Origin of the sequence: Falsiroseomonas oleicola, assembly GCF_019029495.1 — a bacterium.
GTDB lineage: Bacteria > Pseudomonadota > Alphaproteobacteria > Acetobacterales > Acetobacteraceae > Falsiroseomonas > Falsiroseomonas oleicola.
The window spans coordinates 305611-319022 of sequence record NZ_JAERQM010000006.1 but is presented as its reverse complement, the minus strand read 5'-3'; the positions used below and the strand labels follow the sequence as shown (position 1 = coordinate 319022).

The 13412-nt window shown below is 65.1% G+C and carries 13 protein-coding genes; 5 read left to right on the top strand and 8 right to left on the bottom strand.

Translation table 11 applies throughout. The features are described 5' to 3' along the window. Positions 1-3 precede the first annotated feature (3 nt). From JJQ90_RS20375 to JJQ90_RS20355, 5 genes are all read right to left on the bottom strand, one after another. Positions 4-417 (bottom strand): hypothetical protein, encoded by a 414-nt coding sequence (locus tag JJQ90_RS20375; RefSeq protein ID WP_216878095.1) that lies wholly within the window; start codon positions 415-417, stop codon positions 4-6. 61 nt (positions 418-478) lie between these two features. Further along, the gene (locus tag JJQ90_RS20370) at positions 479-745 is read right to left on the bottom strand and encodes a hypothetical protein (protein ID WP_216878094.1); all 267 of its coding nucleotides are present in this window, start codon (positions 743-745) and stop codon (positions 479-481) included. A gap of 240 nt (positions 746-985) precedes the next feature. Beyond that, positions 986-1774 (bottom strand): HAD domain-containing protein, encoded by a 789-nt coding sequence (locus JJQ90_RS20365; protein WP_216878093.1) that lies wholly within the window; start codon positions 1772-1774, stop codon positions 986-988. Next, positions 1774-2247 (bottom strand): hypothetical protein, encoded by a 474-nt coding sequence (locus JJQ90_RS20360; protein WP_216878092.1) that lies wholly within the window; start codon positions 2245-2247, stop codon positions 1774-1776. The genes JJQ90_RS20365 and JJQ90_RS20360 overlap by 1 nt, the downstream gene beginning before the upstream one ends. A 179-nt stretch (positions 2248-2426) precedes the next feature. Then, a complete protein-coding gene (locus JJQ90_RS20355; protein ID WP_216878091.1) occupies positions 2427-3443 on the bottom strand; it encodes a hypothetical protein in 1017 nt (338 codons plus the stop codon). 475 nt (positions 3444-3918) lie between these two features. On the opposite strand from JJQ90_RS20355, the gene JJQ90_RS20350 reads away from it, so the two are divergent. Continuing rightward, positions 3919-4242, top strand: coding sequence for a helix-turn-helix domain-containing protein (locus JJQ90_RS20350; RefSeq protein ID WP_216878090.1), 324 nt, complete (start codon positions 3919-3921; stop codon positions 4240-4242). 315 nt (positions 4243-4557) lie between these two features. Here the strand turns inward: JJQ90_RS20350 and JJQ90_RS20345 are convergent, their stop codons facing one another. From JJQ90_RS20345 to JJQ90_RS20335, 3 genes are all read right to left on the bottom strand, one after another. Beyond that, a complete protein-coding gene (locus tag JJQ90_RS20345; protein ID WP_216878089.1) occupies positions 4558-5184 on the bottom strand; it encodes a hypothetical protein in 627 nt (208 codons plus the stop codon). Positions 5185-5925: 741 nt separating this feature from the next. Then, positions 5926-6147 carry a hypothetical protein gene (locus tag JJQ90_RS20340; protein ID WP_216878088.1) on the bottom strand — a complete coding sequence of 74 codons (222 nt, stop codon included), beginning with the start codon at positions 6145-6147 and terminating at the stop codon, positions 5926-5928. A gap of 12 nt (positions 6148-6159) precedes the next feature. Further along, the gene (locus JJQ90_RS20335; protein ID WP_216878087.1) at positions 6160-7821 is read right to left on the bottom strand and encodes a patatin-like phospholipase family protein; all 1662 of its coding nucleotides are present in this window, start codon (positions 7819-7821) and stop codon (positions 6160-6162) included. A gap of 103 nt (positions 7822-7924) precedes the next feature. Between JJQ90_RS20335 and gabD the strand changes: the two genes are divergently transcribed. The 4 genes from gabD (at position 7925) to JJQ90_RS20315 (ending at position 13410) form a co-directional block, all read left to right on the top strand. Beyond that, a complete protein-coding gene (gene gabD / locus JJQ90_RS20330) occupies positions 7925-9403 on the top strand; it encodes an NADP-dependent succinate-semialdehyde dehydrogenase (RefSeq protein WP_216878086.1) in 1479 nt (492 codons plus the stop codon). 5 nt (positions 9404-9408) lie between these two features. After that, the gene (gene gorA, locus JJQ90_RS20325) at positions 9409-10797 is read left to right on the top strand and encodes a glutathione-disulfide reductase (RefSeq protein ID WP_216878085.1); all 1389 of its coding nucleotides are present in this window, start codon (positions 9409-9411) and stop codon (positions 10795-10797) included. A gap of 64 nt (positions 10798-10861) precedes the next feature. Beyond that, entirely contained in the window at positions 10862-12244 is a 1383-nt protein-coding gene (locus JJQ90_RS20320) for a class II 3-deoxy-7-phosphoheptulonate synthase (RefSeq protein WP_216878084.1), read from the top strand. A 5-nt stretch (positions 12245-12249) separates the two neighbouring features. Next, positions 12250-13410 carry a beta/alpha barrel domain-containing protein gene (locus JJQ90_RS20315; RefSeq protein ID WP_216878177.1) on the top strand — a complete coding sequence of 387 codons (1161 nt, stop codon included), beginning with the start codon at positions 12250-12252 and terminating at the stop codon, positions 13408-13410. Positions 13411-13412 lie beyond the last annotated feature (2 nt).

Below are 13412 nucleotides of genomic sequence, written 5' to 3'. Positions count from 1 at the left end.
CAGCTACTCGCCCATCAGCAGACGGCTGTACCGGTTCTGGTTGAACATGATGAACTCCTCGACTGCATCCGGATCGCTGCGCGGTGGCGCCGCGGTCTTGAGGTGGCGCGCCATCTTGCAGGCAAGCACCCAACGCCCGGCTACGAACAGGTCTCCTTCAACTGGAGGCGCGAGGTGCGGATCGTCGAGGTATGGTGCCACCAGAACAGCGAAGGCCACCTTGGCTTCCTCGTTTGGAAATTGGTCGAGTTCAAAGCGCTGCCCAAGCGAATACCGGCGGCCGCTCATGGTTTGTGCACGGCTGTAGTCGGCCGAGAACCACATCACCCGGGAGCTTCTCGCCCACGACAGGCCGCCCAGCACATTGTGCTCGACGGCGTAGCCAAACAGGATCTCGGCGCCGACGTCGATATCCACGGAGCACCACGGATCCATGCGGGCGTTTGGCCGCCAATCGTCAGGCGCGGTCATGCTGTCCTCACTGGTTGGCCGTGCGTCTTGGTGCATCTGCCCGGCGGACTCGCTTTTCTCGTGCCGACAGTCGAGCAAAGCCGATGCCGAGGTAGACGAGCAAACCGGCACCACAGGCCGTGGTCACGATGCCGAGCAACCACACGGCAGCTATGGCCGCGAGCTCGGCGCCGGATATCGGTGCGCTTCGGAGCGCCTGAACAGCGTCGCATGCCACGAAAGCGCCGATGAAAAGCCCTGCCAGAATTCCGGCTGTCCTATCGTGCACCAGCATGTCTCAGGTCACATCCAGCTCAGCGATGCTCCGGACGACGAGACAGGGGACTGTGCATCCGTCGGGAAGCACGTTGGGGTCTGCGTCAAGAAATCCTGCGCTCTCGCCGCAGTGCAGGCACTCGCGAAGGCCAGTCACCTCGTCGCCCGGTTCGGACAGCGTTACCCGGTGGATCCAGCGGCAGCGGCGGCACTTCAGGTAACGGCTAGTGAAGATGGGCATTCTCGCCTCCGCTGCGGGTCACAGAGGTTGGCGCCCCAAAAGCGCGTTCTTGATGTCGTCGTCGGGTCCCGGCGGCATCGATAAGCTGAGGGCGCTGGGCAGCAGGCGAAGAGCTAAGTCCGGTTTGCCGCATCGGAGCAGCTGTGCTGGGCTCTGGTAGCCAATCGGTACAGCAACCCCTTCGAGCCAGCGGCAGAGCTCGACCCTGCGGCCGTTGAACGCGCTATGGACTTCAGTCGGGATGTCGAGCTCGTCCAGGCTGCGCATACCGAGGCGCTCGCTGAAGCGGCCGAAGTAACGGATGGCGGCAGCAGCGTCACGGACACAGAGACCCTCAACGCCATCCACCAGCAGGGTCGGTTCCGGCGTCGTGCCCGGCACGTTATCGATGATGAGCCAGCTGCCTGGCTGCTGCTCAGGATGATTGCTCAGCCAATTTTCGATGTCGATGAACTTCGTCTTCTCCCCATGCTGCATCGGCGGACACGCCCAATCCTCATGAAGCATGTCCTCGTCGAGACCCTGTTGGAGGAGCTTGGCGCGCGTCTCTGCCAGCCCGACCGTGTAGCGCCAACCGCTGGAGACGACGTAGCGCACGCCGGTGGCATAGTGGATTTGAGCGAGAAGCTGGATTGCGCTGGGCTCGAAAATTGCGTCGCGCCCAATCTCCTGCGCCACACCCCGCCCATAGGCCCATCGGGTCCTGGCACGGAGTTCACGGTTGCTTGGCATCAGCCACGCCCGGGTGCTCAGCAGCGTGCCGTCGATGTCGACGAAGATGACGGGCGGAATGTCTGGGATATGCATCACAGCAGTCTTCTGCCAGGGCGACTGAGGTAGCGACGCAGGTTGGCCGCGATGAACTTCCGAGTCGCCTTTGGGTCACGGAGCGGCGGCGCGTCGCTCCTCAGATGCCGAGCCATCTTGCATGCGGCGACCCACCATACGGCGATAGCCAGGTCTACCGTAATCGCAGGTGCGAGGCGTGGATCAGCCAGGCGCGGTGTCATCATGATCGCGAAGGCATACGTGGCTTCCTCGCTTGGTAGCTCGCCTACAGTGATGCGGCGGCCCAGCGAGTATCGGCGACCGGTCATCGTCCGCGCACGGCTGCCATCCTCAGCCATCCATTCAACTGGCGAGCTTCTCATCCAGGCCAGCCCGCCCGTGGCGTTGTTCTTGATGGCGAAGCCGAAGAGCGCCTCGGTGTTGTCGGCAAATTCCACGAGGCACCAAGGGTCCAGAATGACGTTCGCGCGCCACTCCTGAATAGCGTTCATGACGTTTCTCCAGTCAAGGTACGGCTTCCCCTCCTGCACCGAACGGCACCAGGAGACCGTCACCATTGTTGTGAGCGAGAGCTGACGGTGACATGCTCGCCGCCATCCCGGAGACCGGCGGTTGGCGAAGCCCGTCCTCGCATTCGCGGTTCTCGGTGCTCATGGCATGGCTCATTCGGTTAGAGCCTCAGCAGTTCAGCCAGCAGCGCTGCACAACCCGGCTTGCCGTGCCTGCGGGCCATGCCACGCATCACGTTGGCGGCGCCCTTGTGGATGGTGAGTTGAACTGCGCCGCTCTCAAAGTGATGGGCCCTGATCACCGGCTTTGGCCTGGGATGGCAGGAAGCGGGTCCCGAGAAGATGTCCTTGCGCGGGCGCCAAACGCCATCGCCGTTGTACACGCCCCAGGGGGTAGGATGGGGGCCACCAGGACCTGCTATGCGCCTCCACCAATCCGGGACCCCTTCGGCGTCGACGGGGCCGCAGGCTCCTGTCTGAGGATCCGTGAGCGCCGCCATGCGAACGGCGAAGGCTATGCCCCCGCTTTGATATGGGGACAGGTGCTTTCGCTTGCGGGAGACGATGAGTTGGCAGGCGGAGCCGCTATCCCAAGCTGCGATCAGCTCCACCTCATTCGTGCTGACCAGGAACGGGGCGAGAACGACTTCAGCGAGGTTCGCCCAACCCGATGGGAGGTCGATTCCGTCATTGATGAGGTGTTCATACCGCTGCTCGAGCAACCTCAACGCGCGGGTTCCATCTGCCCCGACTGGTGCGGGATGGCGTCGCTTGGCAGCCTTTGGAACCGGCTTCCACCCTTCCAGTTCGCCCGATGCGAGCGCGCGCAACTCACCGCCGTCGTTCGTCATGAGGCGGCCTGGCTTGCCGCTTTGCATGCTCACGGCGAAGCTCATGTGTGACGCGGCGGCGGCCGCTCCGCGCACGAAGGCATCTTCGCCGCTCACATGGGCCTGCATCCCGCCCTCCAGGCGCTCGATGCGCAGGACGCGGACATTCTCGAGCTGAGCCTGCTCAACGCGCTCCGCCAGAACTTCGGAAAGCGCCTGCAGGATGGCGAACCAGCCGTCGCCGAGATCAGCGCCGAAGATTGGCGGTCGTTCCTGGCCGCACTCACCAGTATCCCGGTAGAGCGCGGGAAACCTCGACAGCAGTAACTGCTCCAGTTCTCGGCGCATCAGGATAGCTTTTGGCCACCGGCGAGCAGTCGGTGCCGCTCGCTGTCCCGGGCGGGTTCGGCCTTCCCCAGGACACCTGGCACCAGCCAAAGCGCTCGGACCATCAGGGCAGCCGTAGTCGCAGGACGCGCCCGAGCAGCAGGCTGGTTGCCCCAGCTCATTCTGCGACCTCTCCATCGATGCGGGTCGCGATCACCTGATCCGCGCGGGCAGGTCGGACGGCGTCGACACAGACACGTAGCTGACACGGCAGTTCCCGATTCGCACGTCACTGAGTGCCCCCATCCGTTCCAGTACGGCCGAGCCTGAATACGCGAGGCGCGATTGTCAACCGGAAAACCGGTCGCAGAAACCGGTATAAGCGCCAGTAAGGCGGCAAGCAAAGGCCGAAAATGTTGACATGGATTGTCGCGGGGACGAGCGCGTTTATTGCTGTCAACATTCGCTCCGAACAGCGCTCACGGCCTCCCATCGCATGCTTCAACTGCCGCGCCTTCTCACCGCGGCCCGTGTTCTCGCCGGGCTCACGCAGGCCGAACTCGCTCATGCTGCCGGTGTGGCGAACAGTGTGCTCCAGGCCCTTGAACAGGGCAGGTCGGATCCAAAGCTGTCCACAGTGATCGCGATCTTTCAGGCGCTGCGTGCCCGGGGTGTTGCTGTCACCTGGGAGCCGGAGAACGAGACCGGAACCATCAGCCTGCTGAACGGGAGCGAGGCGGAACGGGCTGCTCCACGGATTCCTGTGGGACGCCAAGGCAATGGCGAAGGCGAGGGCGGCGGCGACATCGGGAAGGTTTGAGGCGACCAAAGAGGTCGCTGCGCCGGACCCTAGGTTTAATCGCGAACAGATCGAACAGTCTGCTTAGCACATCATTCCGGCATGGAACTGCCCGTACTCACGGGTGGCAAATGACCCCGCTTGCCGAGCAGATTCCATCGAACAGCATAACATGCACCCTGATGCTAGCGAACTGGGCAGCCAGGTCAGTTGACCGCTAATGAGGATCGTATGTTTCTGACGGTACTGCAGTGCCATCTTTCATCACGACACTGCCATTAAGATCGTAAGCTGGGCAGACCTCGCATAATCAACCAAAACGATTTCAGGGAAAAATCAGAAAGGACAATCATCATCCTGCCTGCGTACTAGAGAGGCATAATCAAAATTGGGCGGCAAGTGCTTAGCTTCCGCCTCGGCTCGGGCCAAGTGGTATTTAATCGTTTCTTCGCCGTCGATATTAGGAACACTACTCATTTTCACAAGCACAACCGGCAGATCAGCCGCTAAAACGGCTGACGGGTTGAAGCCGCAATTTTTCAGGATGATGCGGCTGTCCGAAACAACTCTGTGGAATGCCGTGATGGGCGCATCATCGCTCTCAAGGCGGCTAGCCACAATTTTGGCCGCAAGTCCAACAAAAGTGCCCAGAACCGACTCTGCGTTCGTCCCTTCCGGGAATCCACAGTACCATCCATCCTGGTCTATGACGATACACTCGGGGCCGGAATCATCCCTACTCCAGTTTCCGACAGATACATTCTTGCCAACAAGGGAATGTTCAAGCTCCGGCACCCAAAGTGCGGTGCTGAGGCGTACCACTGGAAAAACCAGTCGGGCCGCCTCGTAAGCTTCGTCAAGGGCTTTTGCCAGACAGGCCTGATTACCCGCTAAGCGCTCATTGTCATAAGCCACCAGAATAAGTGCCGGGCGCATGATATCCTCGGCCGTCAGGACGCTCATTGGTCACCAATCTCCGTGTGTTCGGCCATTGACTGCAGCAGCAGTCAGAGTACGCGCACTCTCCTTACCAAAGTGTGGGCCCCGACCGCCCAGCTCGAACAGCGCGGTCATGATCTTCTCTGCGTCCTTTCGCTCCAAGCGCCCGTCGGGTGCTGGCAGGCGAACGTCAGCGCGACTCATGGCCTTCTCCAGGAGAGCCATTGCCTCCTGCCACTCCACAGCGGGCGCGTCCGCGAACCGGACGCAGGGCAAAGGGCTGTGCTCGAGGGGTTTGCGGCGGGGTGGTTCATGCGAGCCTCCTTGGTCTGAAACCAAGGTGCCCTGGCAGTGAGCGGAATGGAGCCCTTTCGGACAGCCCTTTGTTCGACCCTCGCCGGAGGCGATGGTCGAATCTGGCGGGACGCCCTTCGTCCCGACAGCCCCAGCACGGCCGCGGCGCGCAGCGCAGGTCAAGAGAGGACCGGAGCCACGCGGAGCCGCGCGGAGGCGCCTTCGCCGAGCACGGCGAGCATGGCGAGGACCGGACCTTGACCGGAGCGAGCACCGTGGCACTCCGCCCTACAGGGTGGTCGTGATGCGGGTGAGCGGAAACTTTCGCGGGCTAAATGGCCATCTTAGGTGGCTAAAGTTGCCGCAGAGATGTGGTTGAGATGCAGGAACGACGACAGGGCAAGGTACGGTACGAAAGTATCCGGTCCTGGGGTCCTACACGTCGAGTGAGGCGAGGCGCGCCGTGTTCGATCAGCCGCGCTTCAGGATTTGCTCGACGCTCTCGCGCAGCGCCTTGTCGGTCATACGCGACAGTATCGTGTGGGCCCGCGATTCCTGCTCAGCCGCCCAAAGCCGCAAGGCACGCCCCTTGGCGACGGCCTCGGGATTGGGGCTGACTGCCGGGCGGCTTGAACTGGTCAGGGCTTCATCGGTCTGCAGCCGGCCCTGCACGGGCTTCAAGACACGAATCACGATAATCTGTTCCTACTGCTCAATGTCAAGAATGGGCATAATTTCGTCTGAAATCAAGGATTTCAGTTTGGTCAGGAAGTGGTGGCGCTGGCAGAATAGGGGCCGGACCGGACAGACACTGTCAATGACCAATACGCCGTAGTGCCGATTGAACGGCCTGGTGACCGGAATCGCGAGGATCCAGGCAAGGCCTGGGCGCAGCCGACGGCGAAGATGGAGCCCTTCCATCCCCTGAAAAGCTGGGTCAAGCTCGTCCAGGAATTGCAGGGTCGGGCCAGGCAGCCCCTGTTGTGCTGCCGACCAGGCCGTGCCGACGGTGGTCCCCGCCACCGGGATCACCATGCCGTCATCGGCCCAATCCTCGAAGCCTGCGCCGAAGCGAAGGGTCAGCGTCCGCGCGCGGTGATGATCCGCAACCGGAAGCAGACCTCCCACCAGGTGATCCTCGGGGACGGCCAAGGCCACTCGGACGCTGTCGGGTTCAGGAGCGCGCCCGAACACGCCGCTATTCCTCCCCTGCCAGGCCGCCACGCGGTCACGGATATCGGCGTTGCGGCGGCGGATGCGATCCGGCACCCCAAGCACCTCGCGATTCAAAAGGATCTGCATGGCGTCCCGGGCCTGGGTGACCTCCCGCCGCGCCTCCTCCCTGCTCAGATCGAAGGCGAATAGGTCGATGTCGGTCCGCAGTGGCAGGATCTGGATGGCACCTGCACCCCGTGTGCTCAACATCGCGGCGCCGAATAGCGCCGTCGGCAACATCGCCGAGATCCAGTTCCGCGGACTCGGCCGTTTCGGCTTTTCCGCTGTCGGCCCGATGGCGAAGGCCAGTGTCAGGGCCTGTGGGTCGAGCCGTCGCTCCTCATCGAAGGGCCAGGCGGGCAGGTTGCTCAGCAGGCCGCCGTCCAGGAACAATTGCGTCCCGCGACCATCCGGCATCTCGATTTCCCAGGGCCGGAACGCAAAGGGGTAGCAGATCGAGGCACAGACCGCATCGGCGACCGGGATGCCTGGCGTGGTCTGGGCGGAGAAAACCTCCAGCCGTCGCTCGGTGAGGTTGGAGGCGCAGACCTTCAGGAGCGGCAGGTCGGCAAAAGTGACACGTTGCTGCTTCGCGGCCAGAGCCGGGAATTTGAGCCACAGCGCCCTGTCGAAAGCATCCCGGACCCCGTCGAGCCTCGTGCCGCCATGGAGCAGCAGCCAGATCAGGGCGCCGATTTCGCCGACCGCCAGGACCAAGGCGCCATGAACGCCCCAATGTCCGAACAGCAGGGCGAGGACACAGGCGAAACTCGTGTGGCGGAAGGCCAGCGTGACAAGATGCCGCCATCCTCCTGCCCAAAGTGCGCGGAACTGCAGCAGCGAGCGCCAGCGAGGCGCCCCGAATATCTCGGTCGCGTCACGCAGGCCGAGTTGGTCGAGAATATGGTCCGCCGGCTTCTCCTCCGGCGACGAACCCAAGGGGAGCAAGGTCTCAGCCTGCCAGCCGGCTGCGGCCAGCGTGGCGACCATGGCGCCGGCGGATGTGCCAGCGAAGCCCTGAATGTCGAAGCGCTTCGACTCCTCGATGGCGTGCAGGGCGCCGAGATGCACCAGTCCCTTGGCGCCGCCACCCTCAAAGGCCAGGAAGGTGCGGCGTCGCGCGTATTCTTCGGAAATAAGTTCGGTGCTCATTCGCAACAGGCTATGTTGCTGCTCCCCGATCGTCCAGCGGTGCGGCCCTGACAGCGCGACTCGCAGCGCCTATGTTCCTCCTCAATCAGAGGGGACCGTTGCCATGCTCGACACTGTGCAAAACCTGCCGCTGAAGGACCCGGAGTTGTTCCGCCAGGCCAATTGCATCAATGGCCAATGGGTGCAGGCCGATAGCGGCAAGACCATCGCGGTGCGCAACCCCGCGACGGGGGAGGTGATCGGCCAGGTCCCGGCCATGGGCGTGGCGGAAACCCGCCGTGCGATCGAGGCGGCGCAGGCCGCCTTCGCCGGCTGGCGCGCCATGCTGGCCAAGGACCGCGCCGCGATCCTGCGCAAGCTGAATGACCTGATGCTGGCCAATACCGACGACCTGGCCGCCATCATGACGGCGGAGCAGGGCAAGCCGTTGGCGGAGGCCAAGGGCGAGATCGCCTATGCGGCCTCCTTCATCGAATGGTTCGCCGAGGAAGCCAAGCGCATCTATGGCGACACCGTGCCGCAGAACGCCAAGGGCCGCCGCATCCTGGTGCTGAAGGAGCCGATCGGCGTCTTCGCCGCCATCACGCCCTGGAATTTCCCCGCCGCGATGATCACCCGCAAGGCCGGCCCCGGCTGGGCGGCGGGCTGCACCGGGGTGATCCGCCCGGCCTCCCAGACCCCGTTCAGTGCCCTGGCCCTGGCCGTGCTGGCGGAACGCGCCGGCATGCCGCCCGGCGTCTGCAACATCATCACCGGCCCGGCCACGGAGACGGGCGGGGAGCTGACCTCCCATCCCGCCGTGCGGAAGCTGTCCTTCACCGGCTCCACCGAGGTCGGCCGCAAGCTGCTGGCGCAATGCGCGCCGACCATCAAGAAGACCTCGATGGAACTGGGCGGCAATGCGCCCTTCATCGTCTTCGACGATGCGGACCTGGATGCGGCGGTGCAGGGCGCCATGGCGTCGAAGTACCGCAACACCGGCCAGACCTGCGTCTGCGCCAACCGCATCCTGGTGCAGGACGGGGTCTATGACGCCTTCGCCCAGAAGCTGAAGGCGGCGGTGGAGGGGCTGAAGGTGGGCGACGGCATGGAGCCGGGCGTCACCCAGGGTCCGCTGATCAACGCCGATGCGGTGGCCAAGGTCGAGGAACACATCGCCGATGCCACCGCGAAGGGTGCGAGCATCCTGACCGGCGGCAAGCGCCACGCCCGCGGCGGCAATTTCTTCCAGCCGACCATCCTGACCGATGTGCCCCCCGGCGCCATGGTGTTCCGCGAGGAGACCTTCGGCCCCGTCGCCCCCCTGTTCCGCTTCAAGACGGAGGAGGAGGCGGTGGCGCTGGCCAATGACAGTGAATTCGGCCTGGCCGCCTATTTCTACGCCCGCGATATCGGCCGCATCTTCCGCGTGGCGGAAGCCATCGAGGCCGGGATCATCGGCATCAACGAGGGCATCATCTCCACCGAAGTCGCCCCCTTCGGCGGCGTGAAGCAGAGCGGGCTGGGGCGTGAGGGTTCCAAATACGGCATCGAGGATTATCTTGAGATCAAGTATCTCGCCCTCGGTGGCATCGGGACCTGACCTCCATGGCCTATGATTTCGACTTCTTCGTCATTGGTGGCGGCTCGGGCGGCGTGCGCTCGGCCCGCATCGCCGCCGGCCATGGCGCCCGGGTGGGCGTGGCGGAGGAGCGGTTCTGGGGCGGCACCTGCGTCAATGTCGGCTGCGTGCCGAAGAAGATCATGGTGAACGCCACCGAATACGGCCAATGGGCGGAAGACGCCGCCGCCTTCGGCTGGGATGTCGAGATCAAGGGCCATGACTGGGCGAAGCTGGCGGAGGCGCGGGACCGGGAGGTGCAGCGCCTGTCCGGCATCTACGGCAAGCTGCTGGCCGGCAATGGCGTGACCACCTTCGACGCCCGCGCGACGCTGCTGGATGCGAACACCCTCCAGGTCGGCGACCGCAGGATCACCGCCGAGCGCATCCTGATCGCCACCGGCGGCACCGCCCAGAAGCTGGACATTCCGGGCGCCGAGCTCGGGCTGATCTCCGACGACCTGTTCACCCTGAAGGCCCTGCCGAAGCGGGTGGTGGTGATCGGCGCCGGCTATATCGCGCTGGAATTTGCGTGCATCCTGCGCGGTCTGGGGGCGGAGGTGGATGTGATGTATCGCGCCTCCCTGCCGCTGCGCGGCTTCGACGACGACATCCGCGCCGAGCTGGTGGAGGCGCTGACCGCCCAGGGCATCAAGCTGAACCCGGACGTTTCGCCCACCCGCATCACCCAGGTGGACGGCCATCTGATGGTCGCCATGTCCAACAACTTCATGCGGGAGGCCGATGCGGTCTTCTTCTGCACCGGCCGGTCGCCCAATACGCTGGGGCTGGGGCTGGAAGCGGCGGGAGTCGCCACCAATGCGGCCGGCGCCGTGGTGGTGGATGAGGATCATCGGACCAGCCAGCCGAATATCTTCGCCCTGGGCGACGTGATCGACCGGATCAACCTGACGCCCATGGCCACCGCGACCGGCCATGCGCTGGCCGATACGCTGTTCGGCAACAAGCCGCGCCAGGCCTCCTACGACAATGTCCCCACCGCGGTCTTCACCAACCCGCCGATCGGCACCGTGGGCCTTTCCGAGGGGGAGGCGGCGGCGCGGGGGCCGGTGGATGTCTATGTCACCCGCTTCACCCCCATGCGGCACACGATCAGCGGCCGGAAGGGGCGGCGGACGGTGATGAAGCTCATCGTCTGCCAGCGCACCGACAAGGTGCTGGGCGCCCATATGCTGGGCGAGGACGCGGCGGAGATCATGCAGGGCATCGGCATCGCCGTCGGCATGGGGGCCACCAAGGCGGATTTCGACCGCACCATCGGCATCCACCCCACGGCGGCCGAGGAATTCGTCACCCTGCGCACCCGGGCGCGGGAGGCCGGGGTGCAGCCACCGCAGCAAGCGGCCGCCGAATAGGCCGGAGTTTCCCTAAGCAGCTCCTGACGCTAAGGTTACAGCCAGGAGTGGAGCACGGATCACAATGAATGCGCGCGCGTGGACCCCGGACAGCTGGAGGGCGATGCCCATCCGGCAGGTTCCGGACTATCCGAACCCGGCCCAACTGAAGGCCATCGAGGACAAGGTCCGCCGATTTCCGCCCCTCGTTTTTGCAGGTGAGGCTGATCGGCTGAAAGCCCAGCTGGCACGTGCGGGTGATGGCCACGCCTTCGTCCTTCAAGGGGGCGACTGCGCGGAGAGCTTCGCCGAATTCCACGGCAACACCATCCGGGACACCTTCCGGGTGCTGCTCCAGATGGCGGTGGTGATGACCTTCGGCGCGGCGGTGCCGGTGGTGAAGCTCGGCCGCATGGCCGGGCAGTTCGCCAAGCCGCGCAGCAGCGACAGCGAGACGATCGATGGCGTGACCCTGCCATCCTATCGGGGCGATATCGTCAACGGCCCGGAATTCACCCCCGAGGCGCGGGTGCCCGACCCGTCACGGATGGAATTCGCCTATCTGCAATCGGCGGCGACGCTGAACCTGCTGCGCGCCTTCGCGACCGGCGGCTATGCCGACCTGCATGAGGTGCATCGCTGGAACCTGGACTTCGCCGCCCGCAGCCCGCTGGCCGACCGCTATGCCGGCCTGGCGCACCGGATCGATGAGACGCTGCGCTTCATGGGCGCCTGCGGCATGTCCGACCTGCCGCAGGTGCGGGAGACGGAGTTCTACACCTCCCACGAATCGCTGCTGCTGCCGTTTGAGGAGGCGCTGACCCGCCAGCCCTCCACCCATCCGGGCAGGCACTATGCCTGTTCGGCGCACTTCCTGTGGATCGGCGACCGCACGCGGCAGCCGGATGGCGCGCATGTGGAATTCCTGCGCGGCGTCGCCAATCCGATCGGCATGAAGGTCGGCCCGTCGATGGAGGCGGATGAGCTGGTCCGCCTGACCGAAATCCTGAACCCGTCCAACGAAAAGGGCCGCCTGACCCTGATCGCCCGGATGGGGGCGGAGAAGGTGGAGGGCAAGCTGCCGGGGCTGCTGGCCGCCGTGCAGCGCGCCGGCCGCAACGTCGTCTGGCTGTGCGACCCGATGCACGGCAATACGGTGAAGGCGGGCGACTACAAGACGCGCTCCTTCGACTCGATCCTGGCCGAAATCCGCCGCTTCTTCGACTGCCATGCGGCGGTGGGCACCATCCCCGGCGGCGTGCATGTCGAGATGACCGGCCAGAACGTCACCGAATGCATCGGTGGTGCGCATCGGATGACGGAGGCCGATCTGGCCGCCAACTACGCCACCTTCTGCGACCCGCGGTTGAATGCCGAGCAGTCGCTGGAACTGGCCTTCCTGATCTCGGAGGAGTTGAAGGCCCGCCGCCCGGGCGGCGCCTTCATCCCCGCCAAGGCGGCCCAGTGACGGCCATGCCCCCCAACGGCCGGCCCCTGCCGCCGGCCGTGGCGGACATCCCGGCCTGGACCGACAGCTACTTCAACCGCACGCGGGCGGTGGTTCAGAAGTTCGGCGATTGCCGGGTGACCTATGCGGTCTTCCTGCGCCGCCCGGTGATCTCCGCCCCGCGCCTGGCGACGGAATGGCTGGAGGCCGTGGCGGCGCATCGTGGCACCAGCTTCGAGATCGAGCTGATGCACCGGGAAGGGGATTGGGTCGGGGCCGGCGACCCGATCTTCTACCTCTCGGGCGCTTTCGAGCAGCTCGCGGATCTGGAGACGATCCTGCTCCAGAAGCTGGGGCCGGCCTGTGTCGCGGCCCATAACGCCTACCAGATGTGCGTCGAGCTGCCGCAGGTCCCCTTCCTGGCCATGGATGCACGGCACTGTGCCGGCGCCGAGATGCAGGAAATGATGGCCTATGCCGCGGCGATTGGCAGCGCGGCGGCGCAGCGGGAAGGGGCCAAGGGCTTCATCGGCAATGCCAATGACGCGACGGCCCATTGGTTCGGCGCCGCCCGTGGGCGCGGCACCATGCCGCATGCCCTGATCGGCTATGCCGGTTCCACCGTCCGCGCGGCGGAGATGTTCCACGAGACCTTCCCGGCCGAGGACCTGACGGTCCTGGTCGACTATTTCGGGCGGGAGGTGACGGACAGCCTGGCCGTCTGCCAGCGATTCCCCGAACTCGCCGCCGCCGGGCGGATGGCGGTGCGGCTCGACACCCATGGCGGCCGCTTCCTGGAGGGGCTGGACCCGGGCGAATCCTACGCCGTGCTGGAACGCCACGCGCCGCAGGCGGTCCGCCGCTATCGCAGCGAGACGGAACTGCGCCACCTGGTCGGTACCGGCGTCTCGGCGGCGGCGATCTGGCGGGTGCGGGAGGCGCTGGACGAGGCCGGCTTCCCCAAGGTCCGCATCGTTGCCTCCTCTGGCTTCGGGGTCCGCAAATGCCGCGTCATGGCGGAGGCCAAGGCGCCGATCGACGTGGTCGGCACCGGCTCCTTCATCCCCGATGTCTGGAGCGAGACCTACGCCACCGCGGATATCGTCGCCTATGACGGCGTTCCGCGCGTGAAGGTCGGGCGCGAATTCCTGCTGCGGAACGGGATGCGGCGGCGCGGTCCGGGCTGAGC

Bases quoted from the DNA above. Each gene is read 5' to 3' on its own strand.
- JJQ90_RS20370 (WP_216878094.1), bottom strand. From the start codon at position 745: ATGCTGGTGCACGATAGGACAGCCGGAATTCTGGCAGGGCTTTTCATC.
- JJQ90_RS20365 (WP_216878093.1), bottom strand. From the start codon at position 1,774: ATGCATATCCCAGACATTCCGCCCGTCATCTTCGTCGACATCGACGGC.
- JJQ90_RS20360 (WP_216878092.1), bottom strand. From the start codon at position 2,247: ATGAACGCTATTCAGGAGTGGCGCGCGAACGTCATTCTGGACCCTTGG.
- JJQ90_RS20355 (WP_216878091.1), bottom strand. From the start codon at position 3,443: ATGCGCCGAGAACTGGAGCAGTTACTGCTGTCGAGGTTTCCCGCGCTC.
- JJQ90_RS20350 (WP_216878090.1), top strand. From the start codon at position 3,919: ATGCTTCAACTGCCGCGCCTTCTCACCGCGGCCCGTGTTCTCGCCGGG.
- JJQ90_RS20345 (WP_216878089.1), bottom strand. From the start codon at position 5,184: ATGAGCGTCCTGACGGCCGAGGATATCATGCGCCCGGCACTTATTCTG.
- JJQ90_RS20335 (WP_216878087.1), bottom strand. From the start codon at position 7,821: ATGAGCACCGAACTTATTTCCGAAGAATACGCGCGACGCCGCACCTTC.
- gabD (WP_216878086.1), top strand. From the start codon at position 7,925: ATGCTCGACACTGTGCAAAACCTGCCGCTGAAGGACCCGGAGTTGTTC.
- gorA (WP_216878085.1), top strand. From the start codon at position 9,409: ATGGCCTATGATTTCGACTTCTTCGTCATTGGTGGCGGCTCGGGCGGC.
- JJQ90_RS20320 (WP_216878084.1), top strand. From the start codon at position 10,862: ATGAATGCGCGCGCGTGGACCCCGGACAGCTGGAGGGCGATGCCCATC.
- JJQ90_RS20315 (WP_216878177.1), top strand. From the start codon at position 12,250: ATGCCCCCCAACGGCCGGCCCCTGCCGCCGGCCGTGGCGGACATCCCG.